Here is a 15,568-nt window from a genome sequence, read left to right as displayed (position 1 = left end):
GTGGTCAATTTTAGGAGAACCCCGATGCAACCCAAGAAAATCCTCATCCTCGACGGTCACCCCGCCGAAAGCAGCCTGTCGCGCACCTTTGCCGACACCTATGCCGAAGCCGCCCGCGCCAAGGGCCATGAAGTGAAAACCGTTCACCTCAGCGATCTGGAGTTCGATTTCGATTTCGGACAGGGCAACTATCATGATTTCAAACCGCTGGAGCCGGTTCTGGAACAGGTTCTGCAGGATTTCGAATGGAGCGATCACCTGGTTCTGACCACGCCCATGTGGTGGGGCGGCCTGCCCGCCAAGCTCAAGGGGCTGATCGACCGGATGTTCATCCCGGGCCGTACGTTCGACACCCGCAATCCCAACAAACTGGGATTCCCGGCGCCGATGCTCGACGGCCGATCGGCGCGCGTCATCATCACCTCGGACACGCCGGGCTGGTTCATGCGGTTGGTTTACCGCCGGGCGCTGATTCACCAGATGCGCGGTCAGGTTCTGGGATTTGTCGGGTTCAAGCCGACGCGGTTCACCTGGTTTTCCGGTGCCAGCTATCCCAAGCAGGACAGCGTCCAGAAATGGATCGCGCGGGTCACCCGACTGGGCGCAGCGGCAGCGTGATCACCACATCGTCTTTGCGGCGCGCGCGCCCCATTCCCGATCATAGCGTGCGCCGCCTTCCTCGCCCTGAGACACCTCGGCCAGAATCTCGCCCACCGTCGGCAACCCGGCGCTGAGATCGCCGCCGGTCCAGGTTTCAGCCCGCATCAGCGCGCGGGCGCATTGCGAGTAGATTTCCCCGATTTCGATAACGATCACCGTGGCCGGTTGCTTACCCTTTTTCTCGAACCGGGCGCGCAGGTCGGCATCGGCCGTCAACCGGGCGGTACCGTTCACCCGCACCACGTTGTTCGAGCCGGGCACCATGAACATCAACGCCACACGCGGATCGCGCACGATGTTGCGCAGGCTGTCCAGGCGGTTGTTGCCGCGCCAGTCGGGCAAGGCCAGGGTGCCTGGGTCCAGTTCTATCACCACCGGGCCGTCATCGCCCCGGGGGCTGCCATCCACGCCTTCGGGGCCCACTGTGGACAGCACGCACAGCCGCGACGCCATGATCCATTTGCGGTAGAGCGGCGTCAGTTGCCGCGCAACCTTCCGCATCGAGGCCGCGCCGGGGGTGCCGTACAGCGCCTCGAGCGCGGTGATGTCATTGATGTACTGCATCCGGATCAAACCCCACTTCGCGCATCAGCGCGTTCGAGCGCGTCTCGATCACCTCTTCCAGCCGGGCCAGGAACGAGTCGCGATCAACGCCCGGTTCGATCGGGTCGAGGAACTCGACGATCGCATGGCCGGGTTTGCGCAGAATCCCCGACCGAGGCCAGAAGACACCGACATTGGTGGCCGCCGGCACGCAGGGGAAGCCCAGCCCCTCGTACAGTACGGCGGTGCCGACCTTGTAGGGCTTGTAGACCCCCGGCGCCACGCGGGTGCCCTGCGGATAGATCACCAGTTGCCCGGGCTCGGTAAACTCTTTGGAAACGTCCTTGACCATCTTGGCCACTGCCGCGCCTCGCTTGCCGCGATTGACCGGGATACAGCCCAGACGACGGGCATACATGCCGATAATCGGGGTCCACAGCAGTTCGCGCTTCATGATGAACTTGCCATGGGGGATCGCGTCGAAGATCAGGATGATGTCGAAGAAGGATTGATGCTTGGCGGCGATCACCACTTCACCCGTGGGCACGTTGCCGCGCACCTCGCTGCGAATGCCCACCATCCAGCGCGCCAGCCATATGGTCGTGCGCGCATAGGTCTTGCAGGCGCGCAGCGCCCCGCGCTTGGAGAACAGCGCATAGGGCGCGAAGACCAGGCCCAGAACCGCCATCCAGGCGTAGATCGTGACCATGAAGATCAGCGAGCGCACCCATTGGACCGCCATTGCCATCACGAAAGCTCCTTCAATTTGCGACGGGCCGCCAACCATGTGGCGGCAAAGGCCACGGCCGCGCCCAAAACGGGGATTACGGCGGGCAGTAGCCAGTCGGCGCCCTGGAATCCAAGGCCGGTCAGGAAACCGCCCGCATCCGAGGCCTCCGGCAGCAGCAGCACCCCGGTCAGGCCCAGAACCGTCCCCACCAAGGCACCGAAAAACGCGCGCCAGGTGAAGCGCCGCACGAAGGCACCGGCGATGAAACGGTCGCGTGCACCGACCTGACGCAGCACCTCGATGATCTGGGCGTTGGCCGCAAGCGAGGCATTGGCCGCAAGCGTGATCATCGCCGCCGTGGCACCACCGATCAGCAGGATCGAGATCCAGCCCAACCGCCGCAGCGAGGTGGCCGCATCGACCAGCGGCTCGCGCCAGCGAGAATGGTCATCCAGAACCGCGCCTGGCACCTCGGCCGCCAGCCGTAGGCGCAGGCCCATCGTGTCCAGCCCCGGCTCGCCCTCGATGATCTCGATCAGCTGTGGCACCGGCAGCGTGTCCAGCGGCAGGTCTGGTCCAAACCAGGGGGCCAGCAGCGCGGCCTGTTCTTCGGCGCTGAGCGCGCGGGCCGAGGCCACGCCCGAGGTCTGTTTCAGAACCTCCAGAGCGGCCTCCGTCTGCGCGGCACGCTGTTCAGCAGGCGCATTGATCCGCAGAGTGGCCGCTCCGGCCAGCTCCGAGGCCCAGCGATCGGCCAACCGGCCCGAGGCCAGCGACAGCGCAAGCGCGAATACTGTCAGAAAGGCCATCGCACCTGACACGAAAAGGGTCAGGTGCGCCGTAAATCCGGTTGGCGGCACGACGCGGTCGGCCCGGGCGTCCCGACGCAGCAGGGCGCGAATGTCATCGGCAATCATAGATCCGCCCCCGCCAGTTGCAGCCGCCGCTGCGAGATACGAAGAACCCGGGCCTGCACCTGGCTTTTGGCCGCCCGGATCAAGCTCAGATCATGGGTGGCGATCACCACGGTCTTTCCCATGTGGTTCAGCTCGATCAGCAGACGCAGCAGACGCTGGGACATCTCCCAGTCGACGTTGCCGGTGGGTTCGTCGGCCAACACCACGTCCGGTGACAGGATGACCGCCCGCGCCAGTGCGGCCCGTTGCCGCTCGCCGCCCGAAAGCTCCGGCGGAAGTGCGTCCAGGCGGCCACCAAGACCGACCCAGGACAGGAGTTCGGTCAGATCTTCCTGCTCGGACTCGACAGAGCGTCCCGACACCATCAGTGGCAGGGCGACATTCTCAGCCAGAGTCATGTGGTCCAGAAACCGGCAGTCCTGATGTACGACACCGATGCGGCGGCGCAGCAGGGCCATCTGGTCCCGGTCCAGTCGGGCAATGTCCTGGTCAAAGGCGCTGATCCGCCCCGAACTGGCCAGCAACGCGCCATAGCAGAGTTTCAACAGGGTCGTTTTGCCCGCTCCGGACGGGCCGGTCAGGAAATGGAACGACCCTGGCTGCAACTGGACCGAGACATTGCTCAGCAGTTCGCCGCCGCCATAGCTGTAGCTGACATTTTCAAGCTCGATCACGCCTGCCCTCAATATTGCTTGCGCCCTTCTTGCCCGAGCACGACCACGGTTTCAATGCCTGCACCGAGTCCATTTGGCGACACTTGATCCACCGGACCGAAAACGCGCTTTGCTGTTTCGCCTTAACGGATTATCATTCTTGGAAAAACGACGACAGGCCGCTGGCGGCCGGGGAGGCAGTATGCGACTAACATGCCCGAACTGTAATGCCCAGTACGAGGTTCCGGATGAGGTCATTCCGGAAGAAGGCCGAGACGTGCAATGCTCGAGCTGCGAGCAGACCTGGTTCCAACCCAAACACCCGGAGGCTGAGCCTGTCGCGGCCGAAACCGATGACGGGCCGGCCGAAAGTGCGCCCTCGGATGCGTCTGAGCCGCCAGCCGCCGAAGCTGCTGCGCCGGAACCGGAGCAGGCAGAAGACGAACAGGTAGAAGCCGAACAGCCCGATCCCGAACCCGACGACGAAGCCCGGCCAGCCGCTCCAACCGGCAACGTCGATCCGGCCGTTGCGACAATCCTGCGAGAGGAAGCCGCGCGTGAGGCCGAACTGCGCGCCAAGGAAGGATCCGGCCTGGAAAGTCAACCGGATCTGGGCCTGGATCAGCAGCCGGAACCGGCCCCCAAGCCCAAACCTCCTGCGGCGACCGAAACCGCCTCGGGAACCGGTCAGAAAGAGGCGCTGCCGGATGTGGACAGCATCAACTCGACTTTGCGCAGCGACGACGCACCCGCCGAAGCAGAGCCCGCCGAGGCCCCGCCGCGGAAATCGGGCGGGTTCCTGCGCGGCTTTGCGCTGATCCTGATTATCGGGGTCATCCTGTTCCTGATCTACGGCAACGCCCGCCAGATCAGCGAGGCGGTTCCCCAGGCCGAGCCCGTGTTGCAGTCGTATGTCTCGATGGTCGATCAGGCCCGGGTCTGGCTGGAATCGCAGGCTGGCTCCGCGACCGAGTAACTCTGCCGGTCAGAACCGCTCGAGCAACCTTTTGAGGTATTCCAGTTCGATTCTGGGCCTGTCGGTTTCGCCCGTGCGGCGACGAATTTCATCCAGCAATTCGCGGGCACGGCGGTACACATCATCCCCCTGCAGCAGGTTCTCCTCGGTCGAGATCGAGCCCGCAGCACCCGGATTCCGACCCAGCGGATCGCGGTTGTTGGCCTGCATGTCGCCTTCCTGCGTACCCTGACCGGGCTGGTTCTGCTGGTTCTGGGCCATGGCCTCACCCAGCTCGCGCATCCCTTCGCGCAACGCTTCCATTGCTTCGGACTGGCGGTCGATCGCTTCGGCAAGGTCGTCGCTCCGCAGGGCATCTTCGGCCTCATCCATGGCACGACCTGCACGCCCCAGCGACTCGCGTGCGGCGTCGCCTTCGGGTGTTCCGGCGCCTGGCAGGTTCTGCTGCTGGCGATTCAGTTCATCGCGCAGCGCCTGTTGGCGGTCAGCCAGAGTCCCTTGCCCTTGCTGGCCTTCGCCCGCCTGATCCGATCCTTGGCCCTGGCCGCCCTGACCCTCATGGCTCTGGCCGCGCCCCTGACCGCCCGAGCGGCCTTCATTGCCCTGGCTTTCACCGGCCTGCGCGCCGGGATTGAATTGCTCCTGCAAGTCACGGAAGGCCTCGTCGCTCAGGCCCTGCTGCTCACGCAGGGTTTCGGCCAATCCTTCCATGGCCTGCTGGCCTTCGGATTGTTGCCCCTGTCCCTGGCCCTGGGTCACGCGCATGTTTTCCATCATCTGCTGGAACTCCTCCAGCGCCTGCTGGGCCTCGGCCATGCGGCCCTGCTCCATCAGTTCCTGGATCCGGTCCAACATCCGCTGAAGGTCATCCTGCGTCATCTGCATGGATTCACCGGATTGGTTCTGCTGGCCTTGCTGGCCGTCCGGGTTTTCCTGCGCCAGCCGCTGCAGCTGACGAAGATACTCGTCGGTCGCTTCACGCAGTTCCTGCATCAACTCGGCGATCTCCTCATCGCTGGCACCGTTCTGCATCGCTTCGGTCAGACGTTCCTGAGCGCGACGCATCCGCTCCAGCGCATCGGCGAGCGTGCCTTCTTCGATCAGGATGGCCAGATCCCACAAGGCTTGCGCGATCTCGGTCTGCTGTTCGGGGCCCAGGCCGAATTCCGTAAAGGTTTCCAACCGGCGCAGAATGTAGCGCAGTCGCAGATATGCGGTTTCCGAACGGAAGACATCCTCGGGCCGGTGCGAAACAGCCCGCAACAGCTGAGCCACCCTTTTGGCATTGTCGCGCGACCACAGCAGATCGCGGCGCTGTTCAATCACCGCCGCAGCCAGCGGATCAAAGAACCGGCGGGCAGGAAGGTCGGTTCGGTAGACATCCGACTCCGACACCTGATCAGCGGCATCGACGGCCGAAAGGGTAATCTTGACCGGCAGGTGCGCCCAAGGGTGTTCCGAAAAGTCCTCGATCAGATCTTCCGTGAAATCGCTCCGGTCACCAGCGATCGGCATGGGCAGGTCGACGGTGACCGCGTCGCGAGGTTCGGGCGCAACGGCCAGACCATGGCGACGATCGACCGCAGACAGGTCCAACTCGATCAACGCGGTGCCTGACAGGATGCCATAATCGTCACGCGCCGAGAACGGCAGTTTCATCTGGCCACCAGCCTCGGCGGTGGCGGGTTCGGCCACGGCGATTACCGGCGGCGCGTCCGCAATGACCTCGACACCCCAGTCACGTCCTGCAGGGCCCTCGATCGACAATCGGCCCGAACGCTCGACGACAAACTCCTGATCCGGATCGGTTGCTGTTGTGGTGGAAGCGGAGGAACTGGTTTCAGTCAAGCTGTGCGCGCCGACCTCGCCATAGAAGCGCAAAGTGACGCGGCTGCCTTGTGGCACTGTCAGCGTCGGACCGGATTGATCGGCCAGATACAGCGTCGGCAGGCCGGTATACCGAGGTGGCTCGACCCAGCCTTCCCAGCTGGGGCCCTGGCCGGCTACGGCCGTGCCGGGTGTCATCTGGGCGACCGATCCAACTTTCCAGAACGATCCGAACAGCAATCCGACCACCAGCGCCAAAAGCGCCGCATAGCGCAGCGCGTAGGGGTCACGAGCGGCAAGGTTCAGGTCAGGCTTGACCGGTCCGGCCTGCGCGGCGCGGGCGGCCATGCGCGCCTGATGGGCCTGCCACAATGCGCGCGAATCTTCGTCCATCGCCCCGATGGCCTGATCATCCAGCAATGCCTGGATGGGGCGGCCCGGCAGTGTCTCGTCCAGTCGGACAAGCGCCTGCGTGCGGGTGGGGAAACGAAACCTCCGCGCGCCCCAGACCAATGCAACCGTCAACGCCAGAATGGATGCGGCTCCGATGATCCAGACGGTTTCAACGCCGATCAGGTCGTGGAGACCCAGCAGCAAGGCCGCCATGATCAGGGCCGCAATCGACAGGAACGGCCAAAAGGCGCGCATCACCTGCTCGGCCAGCATCCCCGTGCGCGTCAGCAACAGGGACAGTCTGGGGATCGGCAGGTTGCGAGTGTCGGTCACGTCAGGCCTCCGGGTCGGGCCCGCGCGGTTATCGCGTCACAGCCACTCAGGTATGGTATCGCGGTTTATGATTTCGTCAAAGGTTGGCCGTTCACGAATAACCGCGAATTGATCGCCATGAACCAGAACTTCGGGGATCAGAGGCCGGGTGTTGTATTCACTGGACATAACCGCGCCATAGGCGCCGGCACTGCGAAATGCGACCAGATCCCCCGGGTTCAGCGGTGGCATCGCCCTTTGTTTCGCAAAGGTATCCCCGGTCTCGCAGACCGGCCCGACGATGTCATAGGGGCGTTGTTCGACCCCCGGCGCGGGCTCAATGACGGGAACGATGTCATGATAGGCGTCGTACATGGCCGGGCGGATCAGATCGTTCATCGCCCCGTCAAGAATCAGGAAATTGCGCCCTTCGCCCGACTTCACATAGATCACCTTTGACACCATCAGCCCCGCGTTGCCCGCGATCAGACGGCCCGGCTCGATCTCGATCTCGCAGCCCAGATGGCCCAGCGTTTCCTTGATCATCGCACCGTATTCCAACGGCAGCGGCGGTGCTTCGTTCGAGCGGGCATAGGGAATGCCCAGCCCGCCACCCAGGTCCAGACGGTGAATGTCGTGGCCTTGAGCACGCAGCTGTTCGGTCAGTTCGGCGACTTTGGAGTAAGCTTGGCGGAACGGCTCCAGATCGGTCAGTTGAGAGCCGATATGCACGTCGATGCCCACCACCTTCAGGCCGGGCAGGCTGGCCGCATGGGCATAGACCTCGGGTGCGCGGGCGATCGGTATGCCGAATTTGTTTTCGGATTTGCCCGTTGCGATCTTGGCGTGCGTCTTGGCGTCGACGTCCGGATTCACGCGAACGGTGATCGGCGCGATCACGCCCAGTTCCTGCGCGACGGCGTTTATCACCTCCATCTCGGGCTCGGATTCGACGTTGAACTGGCGAATCCCGCCTGTTAGTGCGATGCGGATTTCCTCGACCGTTTTGCCGACACCCGAGAACACGATCTTTTCGCCCGGCACACCCGCTGCCTTGGCCCGCAGGTACTCGCCGCCCGAAACCACGTCCATCCCCGCGCCGGCTTGCGCCAGCGTTTTCAGAATGGCCTGGTTGCTGGCGGCCTTCATCGCATAACAGACCACGTGGTCGGTACCTGCCAACGCCTCGTCGAACAGGTTGTAGTGCCGCAGCAGCGTCGCCGTGGAATAGACATAGAACGGCGTGCCGACCGCAGCTGCGATCTCGGCAACCGGGACATCCTCGGCGCACAACACGCCATCGCGGTAGAGAAAGTGATCCATATCTGCGCGCTTAGACCAAAACAGGCCTGTGGATCAACGGGATTTGCGTCGCGGGCACGCATTCCGGTGCGAACCGCACAGTAGTCGGGCGCAACGGCTTATCCGCGCAGGCCGGCCTCAAGCAACGAAAGGGTCGCGTCGCGCCGCGCTTCAAAGTCGCTTTCATCGCCCCCGAAGATCGCCAGATGGATTACTAATCCATCCAGCATCGCCGTCACCGCCTGCGCGGCGGCCAGCGCACTGAGATCGCCGCGGATTTCACCCGCGCGGATCAATGGGGCGAACTGAGCAGCATAATGATCGGCAAGCCAGGCGAAGAACCCGCCGATGATCTCGGCCGCGCGCGGGTCCTGAAATCCGGGGCCCAGCACGTCAAAGAACAGCCGCGTCGCCGCCAGACGGTCAGCGGGCATGGACAGACGTAGCCCGGTCATGAACTGGTCCAGCGTCTGCGGGGCCGGGATGTCGTTGATGCGAGCGCGGATATCCTCGAAATACCGCTGCAGCAACGCCAGAAGCAAAGCCTCCTTGCTTTGGAAGTACAGATACAACGTGCCCTTGGCCATCCCGGCCTGATGGGCCACTTCCTGCATCTTGGTGGCGTGATAGCCCTGATCCAGAAAGCAGGCCATGGCGGCATCCAATATCCGCCCCTGCATCTCTTCGCGATCGACGATCTTCGGCATCTTGCCCCCCGATTTTCTTCCGGCGCGCCTCTCTTGACTCAGATTGGACGCGGCGTCACGCGAATTCAATCTTTTAATGACTTGACGGTCAGTAAAGTCATCTCCATTTATGACCCGCCAGTCATTAAAAGGATTCCGTCATGGCGCATTCGTCACAAATCAACACCGGCCCAACGCGGCCTATGGCGTCCCAACCCACGGCGACAGCCGCCAAACTGATGCTTGTCCTCGTCGCCAGCTTTGTCACGCTGGTCCCAGGCGGCCCGATCGAGACCCGCGACTTTTCCGGGCTGGGCGGAACGGTGTTCTGGGGTTTCAACGCCTTTCTGATCGCGCTTGCCCTGCTGGCCGTGGGGTCGGCGGTGGCCATGCTGCGCGGTTCGGCAACGGCAAGCTGGGGCGCCATCGTGGCGGCCTGGGGATACATCTTCGTGGTCCTGTTGGACCTGGGTCACGTCTTCCCCACATCACCCGACTCAATTCCGCTGATGCTGGGACTGATCGAGATTCTGGATTTCATCCTGGCTTTCTACATCGTGGCCTTGGCTCATCGTGGCCTGGGCCACATCTGAACCCGCCCGGCACGCCCTCGTATAGGGGCCGAAGCCACAGCAAAAGGAAGTGGCTCCGGGTCCCGCCGGAATACCGACAAGGAAAGACAACTCATGCTGTTCAAGGAACGATTCACATTGACCGTCTTGCCGCTGGCCCTGGTCACAGCCGCATGCAGCGGCACCGGGGCCCAACACCAACCCGTCCTGTCTGCCGAGCCGGGCCCGGCTTACGCCGCTGATCTGGATCAGTGCCGCGCATTGGCCAAGTCCCAGGACCTGTGGAACCCGGAAACCCGGACACAGGCCTTGATAGGCGCCGGGATCGGCGCACTGGCAGGCATTTCGGACGACACGGTTGGAAACACAGAAGGCGCCATAGCCGGCGCAGCAGTGGGATCAGCGGCAGGTGCCGTCGCCGGAGCCGCCGAGATGCGCAACACCCGGCGTGACATTCTGATCGAGTGTCTGCGGCAGCGCGGGCACCCAGTGGCCGGCTGAACGCATCAACGGCTCATTCAGAAATTCGTCGACACCCCGGCCCGCGCGTATCCGGATACGGACACTCCAGCCCCCGAGCGCGCGGGCTCTTCTACTGGCTGCGAACGCGGCGGATTCGTGGTCTCACACGCCGCCAGTATGGCAAGCGACAGGATAAGGCCGAGTGGTTTCATTTCGCTGCCTTCATTTGTTGGATCACTTGCTAAATGGCGACTGGCACGTCGCTTTCAACCGCAGAGCGTTCAGATCCCCAGAAACACGCTGAGGGGGCCTCGGTGCAGGCCGACGCCCCCGCTCACATATGTGCCACTGGTCGAAACGCCCACATTGGCGTTCAGGGTCGGCTGGACGGGCTCTCCGTCAGCGCCGCAGGCCGCCAAGGTGAAGGCGGCCCCGATCAGGGCAATCACACGCAAGATTGTCATTCCAGCATCTCCTTCCAGCGGGCGATCTGCGCCCGGACCTGGTCCGGGGCCGTACCGCCATAGGACTGGCGCGAGTTTACCGAATTATCCACGCCAAGGACAGAATAGACATCCTGCGTGATGCCCGCGTGGACCGATTGCATGTCCTCGAGCGTCAGATCGGGCAGGTCGCAGCCCTTCTTTTCGGCCATGGCGACCAGCGATCCGGTGACGTGGTGCGCATCACGGAAGGGCAGGCCCAGCACCCGCACCAACCAGTCGGCCAGATCGGTCGCGGTGGAAAAGCCCGAGCCGGCGGCAGCGGCCAGGCTGTCGCGGTTGGCGGTCATGTCCTTGACCATGCCCTCCATCGCGGCCAGCGCCAGCATCCAGTTGTCGGCGGCGTCAAAGACCTGTTCCTTGTCTTCCTGCATGTCCTTGGAATAGGCCAGCGGCAGGCCCTTCATCACCATCATCAGCGCCGTGTTGGCGCCAAAGATCCGACCCACCTTGGCGCGGATCAGCTCGGCGGCGTCGGGGTTCTTTTTCTGCGGCATGATCGACGATCCGGTCGAGAACCGGTCGGACAGGGTGACAAAGCGGAACTGGGCCGAGGACCAGATCACCAGTTCTTCGGCGAACCGCGACAGATGCACCGCGCAGATCGAGGCCACCGACAAAAATTCCAGCGCGAAATCGCGATCGCTGACCGCATCCAGCGAGTTGGCGGCGGGCCGGTCAAAGCCCAGCGCCTGCGCCGTCATGTGCCGGTCGATCGGGAAGGACGTGCCGGCCAGCGCCGCAGCACCCAGCGGGCATTCGTTCATCCGCGCCCGCGCGTCGCGCACGCGGCTGAGGTCGCGGCCGAACATCTCGACATAGGCCATCATGTGGTGGCCCCAGGTCACCGGCTGCGCGGTCTGCAGGTGGGTGAATCCGGGCATGACCCAATCGGCCCCGGCCTCGGCCTGCGCCAAAAGCGCGCGGATCAGGGCCAGCAGGCCGGATTCGGCGGCGTCCAGCTGATCGCGGACCCACAGTTTGAAATCGGTCGCTACCTGGTCATTGCGGCTGCGGCCGGTGTGCAGGCGGCCAGCGGGTTCGCCGATGATCTCTTTCAGCCGCGCCTCAACATTCATGTGGATGTCTTCCAGCGCGGTCGAGAACTGGAACTCGCCGCGTTCGATCTCTGACAAAACGGTGAGCAGCCCTTCCCGAATGGCCTCGGCATCACTATCACTTATGACGCCCGTGGCGGCCAGCATGGCGGCATGGGCACGCGAGCCCGCAATGTCCTGGGCTGCCATCCGTTGGTCGAACCCGATCGAGGCATTGATCGCCTCCATGATCGCGTCTGGTCCGGCGGCAAAGCGGCCGCCCCACATCTGGTTCGAGGATTGTTCGGTCATGCTGGAAAACCCGGAGTTGATATGCGCCTGTTTCGTCTGATCCCCCTTTATATGGCCCTTGCGCTGGGTGCAAATGCCGCTTTGGCCGCCGACACGCAGGCCCTGGCCGACCTGCGCGACGGCAGCCTGAAACGCCTGATCCTGCATTCCGAGCCCAAACCGGTCTCGGACGCGGAATTCCTGCTGGAAGATGACGGCGGCACCGCCACGCTGGCGGATTATCGCGGCAAATACGTTCTGCTGAACTTCTGGGCCACCTGGTGCGCGCCCTGCCGCAAGGAGATGCCCCAGATCGCCGAGTTGCAGGAGGAATTCGGCGGAGACCAGTTCGAGGTTCTGACGCTGGCCACCGGGCGCAACTCGCCCGCGGGGATCAAAAAGTTTTTTGACGAAAACGGCATCACCAACCTGCCCCGCCATCAAGACCCGAAACAGGCCGTCGCCCGCGAGATGGGCATCGTCGGTCTGCCGATCACCGTGATCATCGACCCCGACGGCCGGGAAATCGCGCGGCTGATCGGCGATGCCGAATGGAACTCGGACAGCGCCAAGGCGATCATCGCGGCCCTGCTGAACCCCGAAAGCTGACCACCTGACCGGCCTTTTGTGCTAGACTGGAACCGGCCTGAACAGGGCCGGTTTTTCATTGGCAACAGACAGGAGGCTGAGATGAAACCGGTGGTTTTGCTGATCGGCCGGCTGCCCAACGTGATCGGCGACGTGGCGCGGCAACTGGACCATCTTCCGATCCGGTGGCTGGGCGCGCATGATCCCGACGAGGTGCGGCGGCAACTGGACGCCGAACCGCGCATCGCCTGCGCGATCATGGGCGCGGGCCTCGATGACAAGGTGCGCGGCGAACTGGTGGGCATCATCGCGGCGCGGCGGCCGGATATCTGCATTCACCTCAAGGATCGCGCCTCGGGGCCCGAAGGGCTGGTGCCCTTCGTCGAGCGCGTTGTCCGGCACGAGTTGCTGGAGCCGCACGATGCCCGCTGACGCAACGCCACCTTTGACAGGGCCTGACCCCGCTTGCACTCTGTCCGCGGGAGGACATCATGCCGCTGGAAATCCTGCTGGTTCTGGTGGTCGGAGGCATTGCCGGCATCACCGCGCTGCTGCATCTGACGGGCAAATCGCGCCTGCGCGTGCTGAGCGCCGATACCGCGCGCGCCGAATGGGTGCGCCATTTCCCCGACGACACCATCATCGACGTCACCCTGACCCATGACGGACACGCCGCACTGCTACGTACCGAGACCGGGCCGGGCCTGTTGTGGTCCTTTGGCGCCGACACGGTGGCCCGCCACCTGCGCGATTTCGACTGGATCGACCACCCCGAGGGAATCGAGGTCCAGTTCCACGACTTCGCCACCCCCGGCGTGACCGTCCGCCTTGACGAAACCGAGCGCCGCCACTGGCGCCACCTGTTGGAGCCCGCATGACCGACCAGATCAGCTTTCCCGATGTCGTCCAATGGGCCGTGCCGTTCTTCATCGCCGCCATCCTGGCCGAATTCCTGTGGATTGCCATGAAGGGTCGCGGCGGCCGGTACGAAACCCGCGACGCCGTGACCTCGCTGATCATGGGGGCGGGCAACATCGCGTCCGGGTTCCTGCTGGGCTTCATCGCCTATGGGTTCTTCATGTGGCTGTGGAAGATCACGCCCTTGGATCTGGGCACATCGATCCCGGTGATCATCCTGTGCTTTGTGCTGGATGATCTGCGATACTATTGGGTGCACCGGTTCGGGCATCGCATCCGCTGGGTCTGGGCCAGCCATGTGAACCACCACAGCTCGCAACACTACAACCTGACAACCGCCCTGCGGCAGACCTGGACCTATACCTTCACCTTCATGATGGTCGTGCGCGCGCCGCTGATCCTGCTGGGGTTCCACCCGGCGATGGTGCTGTTCTGCGGCGGCCTGAACCTGATCTACCAGTTCTGGATTCACACCGAGGCCATCGGCAAGATGCCGCGCTGGTTCGAGGCGGTCATGAACACCCCCAGCCACCACCGCGCTCATCACGGCCGCAACGCGCGCTATCTGGATTGCAATTATGCCGGGGTGTTCATCATCTGGGACAAGCTGTTCGGCTCCTTCGTGCCCGAACAGGAGGACGACCGGGTCGATTATGGTCTCGTGCACAATATCGGCACCTTCAACCCGCTGCGGGTGGCCTTTCACGAATGGGTGGCCATCTGGCGCGACGCGACCCAGCCGGGCCTGACCCTGAAACAGCGGCTGGCCTATTGCTTTGCCCCGCCGGGCTACAGCCATGACGGCAGCCGTGACAGCTCCGAGCAGATCAAGTCCAAGCACCTGGCCCGCCACCCCGAAGATCGCGGAACGCCCGGTTTCGAGCAATTCGACGAAAACCTGCCCAACCAACAGGCAAAACAGGCCTGAGACTGGCGGCGTCTGCCGGGCGGGCGCTTGAATTCCGGCGCGCGTGCTCCATATCCGGACAAGTGACAAGTTTGTTCGGTCGGAGTTCCACCATGTCCCGCGTTACAGCCATCTTCACCGCAACCGGCCTGTTGGGCCTGGTAATCGCGATGCTCAGCGCCCTTGGCCAGCAGCCTGCGCCGGCGGTGATGATGCTTGGAGTTGCTATGGTGGGCACAGGCTTCCTGGGCGCCGTGATTGGCGCCGTAGTCGAATTGCGCCACGCAGCCCAGACGACCCGCTGATCCCGCCGACTGATTCCCGACGCGCATTAACCGCAAATTCACCGGTACGACCCGAAACTACGTGCTGACCGGTTTCGGAAACGTACGGGGATTCGGCGTCGATGCGGAAAAAGGACTTTGCAGATCTGCCAGAGGGTGGGGACAGCCCGTTGAATTCGGCCGTCGCCGCGCGAGATACTTCGACCGTTCAAATGGCGACCGAGGCTGTCAAGCATCAGCAATGCCGCCTGGCGTTCCAGCCCGTCATGCAAGCACGAGACCCGCACGGCGTTGCCTTCTATGAGGCATTCATCCGCGTGCTGGACGAAACCGGCCGTGTGATCCCCGCGCGGGAGTTCATGCCGCAGGTGGAAAACACACCAATCGGCCGGGAATTGGACTGCATAGCATTGGAAAAAGGATTGCGCGCCCTGTCTCGCAATCCGGAAATCCGGCTTTCGGTCAACATGTCCGCACGCTCGATCGGATACGCGCGCTGGTCGCGGATCCTGGACCGGTTTCTCAAGCGGGACAAAACGCTGGGCGAGCGGCTTATCCTCGAAATCTCCGAAAGCTCGGCAATGCAGGTTCCCGAACTGGTGATCGATTTCATGGGCCGGCTTCAGGATCGCGGGATCGCTTTTGCGCTGGATGACTTCGGCGCCAGCAACTTCAGCTTCAGGTATTTTCGCGAGTTCTTCTTTGACGCGGCGAAGATCGACGGGCAGTTCGTACGGGGTGTCAGCACCAACCCGGACAATCAGGCGCTGGTGCGCGCGCTGATCGCCGTCGCCCGTGAATTCGAGATTCTGGTCATCGCCGAATCGGTCGAAACGCGTGAAGATGCCGAGTTTCTGGTGGCCAGCGGTGCGGACTGTCTGCAGGGCTACCTATTCGGCGCTCCGACGGTGAAAGCCCCGTGGCAACCGGAAAAAGAAGCCAAAACAGGAAGTTGAACCCAATTCCCTTGGGCGCTATCCAGCCGAGGCTTTCTCATGAGACAAGCT

Annotated in this window: 19 protein-coding genes; 10 read left to right on the top strand and 9 right to left on the bottom strand. The window is 63.5% G+C overall.

Going from position 1 to position 15,568, the window contains the following annotated elements; all coding sequences use genetic code 11:
• Nucleotides 1-24: 24 nt before the first annotated feature.
• Entirely contained in the window at nucleotides 25-618 is a 594-nt protein-coding gene (locus tag ACR0CU_RS16240; protein WP_170448495.1) for an NAD(P)H-dependent oxidoreductase, read from the top strand.
• On the opposite strand, the gene ACR0CU_RS16235 is transcribed toward ACR0CU_RS16240, so the two are convergent.
• From ACR0CU_RS16235 to ACR0CU_RS16220, 4 genes are read right to left on the bottom strand one after another with little or no spacing between them, the layout of a single operon-like run.
• Nucleotides 619-1,224 (bottom strand): pyridoxamine 5'-phosphate oxidase family protein, encoded by a 606-nt coding sequence (locus tag ACR0CU_RS16235; RefSeq protein WP_480643441.1) that lies wholly within the window; start codon nucleotides 1,222-1,224, stop codon nucleotides 619-621.
• Entirely contained in the window at nucleotides 1,208-1,951 is a 744-nt protein-coding gene (locus ACR0CU_RS16230; protein WP_170448499.1) for a lysophospholipid acyltransferase family protein, read from the bottom strand. Before ACR0CU_RS16230 ends, ACR0CU_RS16235 begins: the two co-directional genes overlap by 17 nt.
• The gene (locus tag ACR0CU_RS16225; RefSeq protein ID WP_170448501.1) at nucleotides 1,951-2,850 is read right to left on the bottom strand and encodes a cell division protein FtsX; all 900 of its coding nucleotides are present in this window, start codon (nucleotides 2,848-2,850) and stop codon (nucleotides 1,951-1,953) included. Before ACR0CU_RS16225 ends, ACR0CU_RS16230 begins: the two co-directional genes overlap by 1 nt.
• Nucleotides 2,847-3,524, bottom strand: coding sequence for a cell division ATP-binding protein FtsE (locus tag ACR0CU_RS16220; RefSeq protein ID WP_170342228.1), 678 nt, complete (start codon nucleotides 3,522-3,524; stop codon nucleotides 2,847-2,849). Before ACR0CU_RS16220 ends, ACR0CU_RS16225 begins: the two co-directional genes overlap by 4 nt.
• A gap of 181 nt (nucleotides 3,525-3,705) precedes the next feature.
• On the opposite strand from ACR0CU_RS16220, the gene ACR0CU_RS16215 reads away from it, so the two are divergent.
• Complete coding sequence (locus tag ACR0CU_RS16215) at nucleotides 3,706-4,479, top strand: zinc-ribbon domain-containing protein (RefSeq protein ID WP_170448503.1); 774 nt, start codon at nucleotides 3,706-3,708, stop codon at nucleotides 4,477-4,479.
• Nucleotides 4,480-4,488: 9 nt separating this feature from the next.
• On the opposite strand, the gene ACR0CU_RS16210 is transcribed toward ACR0CU_RS16215, so the two are convergent.
• From ACR0CU_RS16210 to ACR0CU_RS16200, 3 genes are all read right to left on the bottom strand, one after another.
• A complete protein-coding gene (locus ACR0CU_RS16210) occupies nucleotides 4,489-7,032 on the bottom strand; it encodes a TIGR02302 family protein (protein WP_367647602.1) in 2,544 nt (847 codons plus the stop codon).
• A gap of 36 nt (nucleotides 7,033-7,068) precedes the next feature.
• Nucleotides 7,069-8,334: a diaminopimelate decarboxylase gene (lysA, locus tag ACR0CU_RS16205; RefSeq protein ID WP_170448505.1), complete on the bottom strand. Its 1,266-nt coding sequence runs from the start codon at nucleotides 8,332-8,334 to the stop codon at nucleotides 7,069-7,071.
• Nucleotides 8,335-8,432: 98 nt separating this feature from the next.
• On the bottom strand, nucleotides 8,433-9,020 hold the full coding sequence (locus ACR0CU_RS16200; protein ID WP_170448507.1) for a TetR/AcrR family transcriptional regulator: 588 nt from the start codon (nucleotides 9,018-9,020) through the stop codon (nucleotides 8,433-8,435).
• 140 nt (nucleotides 9,021-9,160) lie between these two features.
• Here ACR0CU_RS16200 and ACR0CU_RS16195 point away from each other — a divergent pair, with 140 nt between their 5' ends.
• Complete coding sequence (locus ACR0CU_RS16195) at nucleotides 9,161-9,592, top strand: DUF8051 family protein (RefSeq protein WP_480643438.1); 432 nt, start codon at nucleotides 9,161-9,163, stop codon at nucleotides 9,590-9,592.
• 93 nt (nucleotides 9,593-9,685) lie between these two features.
• The gene (locus tag ACR0CU_RS16190; protein WP_170360098.1) at nucleotides 9,686-10,072 is read left to right on the top strand and encodes a glycine zipper family protein; all 387 of its coding nucleotides are present in this window, start codon (nucleotides 9,686-9,688) and stop codon (nucleotides 10,070-10,072) included.
• Between the two features lie 242 nt (nucleotides 10,073-10,314).
• Here the strand turns inward: ACR0CU_RS16190 and ACR0CU_RS16185 are convergent, their stop codons facing one another.
• Both ACR0CU_RS16185 and argH read right to left on the bottom strand, forming a co-directional pair.
• Nucleotides 10,315-10,497, bottom strand: coding sequence for a hypothetical protein (locus ACR0CU_RS16185; protein ID WP_170360096.1), 183 nt, complete (start codon nucleotides 10,495-10,497; stop codon nucleotides 10,315-10,317).
• The gene (argH, locus tag ACR0CU_RS16180) at nucleotides 10,494-11,885 is read right to left on the bottom strand and encodes an argininosuccinate lyase (RefSeq protein WP_170448511.1); all 1,392 of its coding nucleotides are present in this window, start codon (nucleotides 11,883-11,885) and stop codon (nucleotides 10,494-10,496) included. The genes ACR0CU_RS16185 and argH overlap by 4 nt, the downstream gene beginning before the upstream one ends.
• A gap of 21 nt (nucleotides 11,886-11,906) precedes the next feature.
• Between argH and ACR0CU_RS16175 the strand changes: the two genes are divergently transcribed.
• The 6 genes from ACR0CU_RS16175 to ACR0CU_RS16150 all read left to right on the top strand — a co-directional run bounded on the left by ACR0CU_RS16175 (nucleotide 11,907) and on the right by ACR0CU_RS16150 (nucleotide 15,517).
• Nucleotides 11,907-12,473 (top strand): TlpA disulfide reductase family protein, encoded by a 567-nt coding sequence (locus ACR0CU_RS16175; RefSeq protein ID WP_170448513.1) that lies wholly within the window; start codon nucleotides 11,907-11,909, stop codon nucleotides 12,471-12,473.
• A gap of 81 nt (nucleotides 12,474-12,554) precedes the next feature.
• Nucleotides 12,555-12,884 (top strand): hypothetical protein, encoded by a 330-nt coding sequence (locus tag ACR0CU_RS16170; RefSeq protein WP_170448515.1) that lies wholly within the window; start codon nucleotides 12,555-12,557, stop codon nucleotides 12,882-12,884.
• A gap of 59 nt (nucleotides 12,885-12,943) precedes the next feature.
• Entirely contained in the window at nucleotides 12,944-13,330 is a 387-nt protein-coding gene (locus ACR0CU_RS16165) for a hypothetical protein (RefSeq protein ID WP_170342244.1), read from the top strand.
• Nucleotides 13,327-14,298, top strand: coding sequence for a sterol desaturase family protein (locus ACR0CU_RS16160; protein ID WP_170448517.1), 972 nt, complete (start codon nucleotides 13,327-13,329; stop codon nucleotides 14,296-14,298). Before ACR0CU_RS16165 ends, ACR0CU_RS16160 begins: the two co-directional genes overlap by 4 nt.
• A 92-nt stretch (nucleotides 14,299-14,390) precedes the next feature.
• Nucleotides 14,391-14,582 (top strand): hypothetical protein, encoded by a 192-nt coding sequence (locus ACR0CU_RS16155; RefSeq protein ID WP_093963509.1) that lies wholly within the window; start codon nucleotides 14,391-14,393, stop codon nucleotides 14,580-14,582.
• Nucleotides 14,583-14,683: 101 nt separating this feature from the next.
• Nucleotides 14,684-15,517, top strand: a complete 834-nt coding sequence (locus ACR0CU_RS16150) for an EAL domain-containing protein (protein ID WP_170448519.1) — start codon at nucleotides 14,684-14,686, stop codon at nucleotides 15,515-15,517.
• Nucleotides 15,518-15,568: the final 51 nt, after the last annotated feature.

The sequence above is a fragment of the Ruegeria sp. BC2 genome, from assembly GCF_056539245.1.
This window is presented reverse-complemented; position numbering and strand designations above follow the sequence as displayed.

Excerpts from the sequence above, each read along its gene's own strand:
- ACR0CU_RS16150 (WP_170448519.1), top strand. The coding sequence starts at position 14,684 with ATGCGGAAAAAGGACTTTGCAGATCTGCCAGAGGGTGGGGACAGCCCG.
- ACR0CU_RS16185 (WP_170360096.1), bottom strand. The coding sequence starts at position 10,497 with ATGACAATCTTGCGTGTGATTGCCCTGATCGGGGCCGCCTTCACCTTG.
- ACR0CU_RS16155 (WP_093963509.1), top strand. The coding sequence starts at position 14,391 with ATGTCCCGCGTTACAGCCATCTTCACCGCAACCGGCCTGTTGGGCCTG.
- ACR0CU_RS16160 (WP_170448517.1), top strand. The coding sequence starts at position 13,327 with ATGACCGACCAGATCAGCTTTCCCGATGTCGTCCAATGGGCCGTGCCG.
- ACR0CU_RS16240 (WP_170448495.1), top strand. The coding sequence starts at position 25 with ATGCAACCCAAGAAAATCCTCATCCTCGACGGTCACCCCGCCGAAAGC.
- ACR0CU_RS16190 (WP_170360098.1), top strand. The coding sequence starts at position 9,686 with ATGCTGTTCAAGGAACGATTCACATTGACCGTCTTGCCGCTGGCCCTG.
- ACR0CU_RS16235 (WP_480643441.1), bottom strand. The coding sequence starts at position 1,224 with ATGCAGTACATCAATGACATCACCGCGCTCGAGGCGCTGTACGGCACC.
- ACR0CU_RS16175 (WP_170448513.1), top strand. The coding sequence starts at position 11,907 with ATGCGCCTGTTTCGTCTGATCCCCCTTTATATGGCCCTTGCGCTGGGT.
- ACR0CU_RS16215 (WP_170448503.1), top strand. The coding sequence starts at position 3,706 with ATGCGACTAACATGCCCGAACTGTAATGCCCAGTACGAGGTTCCGGAT.
- ACR0CU_RS16170 (WP_170448515.1), top strand. The coding sequence starts at position 12,555 with ATGAAACCGGTGGTTTTGCTGATCGGCCGGCTGCCCAACGTGATCGGC.
- argH (WP_170448511.1), bottom strand. The coding sequence starts at position 11,885 with ATGACCGAACAATCCTCGAACCAGATGTGGGGCGGCCGCTTTGCCGCC.
- ACR0CU_RS16200 (WP_170448507.1), bottom strand. The coding sequence starts at position 9,020 with ATGCCGAAGATCGTCGATCGCGAAGAGATGCAGGGGCGGATATTGGAT.
- ACR0CU_RS16165 (WP_170342244.1), top strand. The coding sequence starts at position 12,944 with ATGCCGCTGGAAATCCTGCTGGTTCTGGTGGTCGGAGGCATTGCCGGC.
- ACR0CU_RS16195 (WP_480643438.1), top strand. The coding sequence starts at position 9,161 with ATGGCGCATTCGTCACAAATCAACACCGGCCCAACGCGGCCTATGGCG.
- ACR0CU_RS16225 (WP_170448501.1), bottom strand. The coding sequence starts at position 2,850 with ATGATTGCCGATGACATTCGCGCCCTGCTGCGTCGGGACGCCCGGGCC.
- lysA (WP_170448505.1), bottom strand. The coding sequence starts at position 8,334 with ATGGATCACTTTCTCTACCGCGATGGCGTGTTGTGCGCCGAGGATGTC.
- ACR0CU_RS16230 (WP_170448499.1), bottom strand. The coding sequence starts at position 1,951 with ATGGCAATGGCGGTCCAATGGGTGCGCTCGCTGATCTTCATGGTCACG.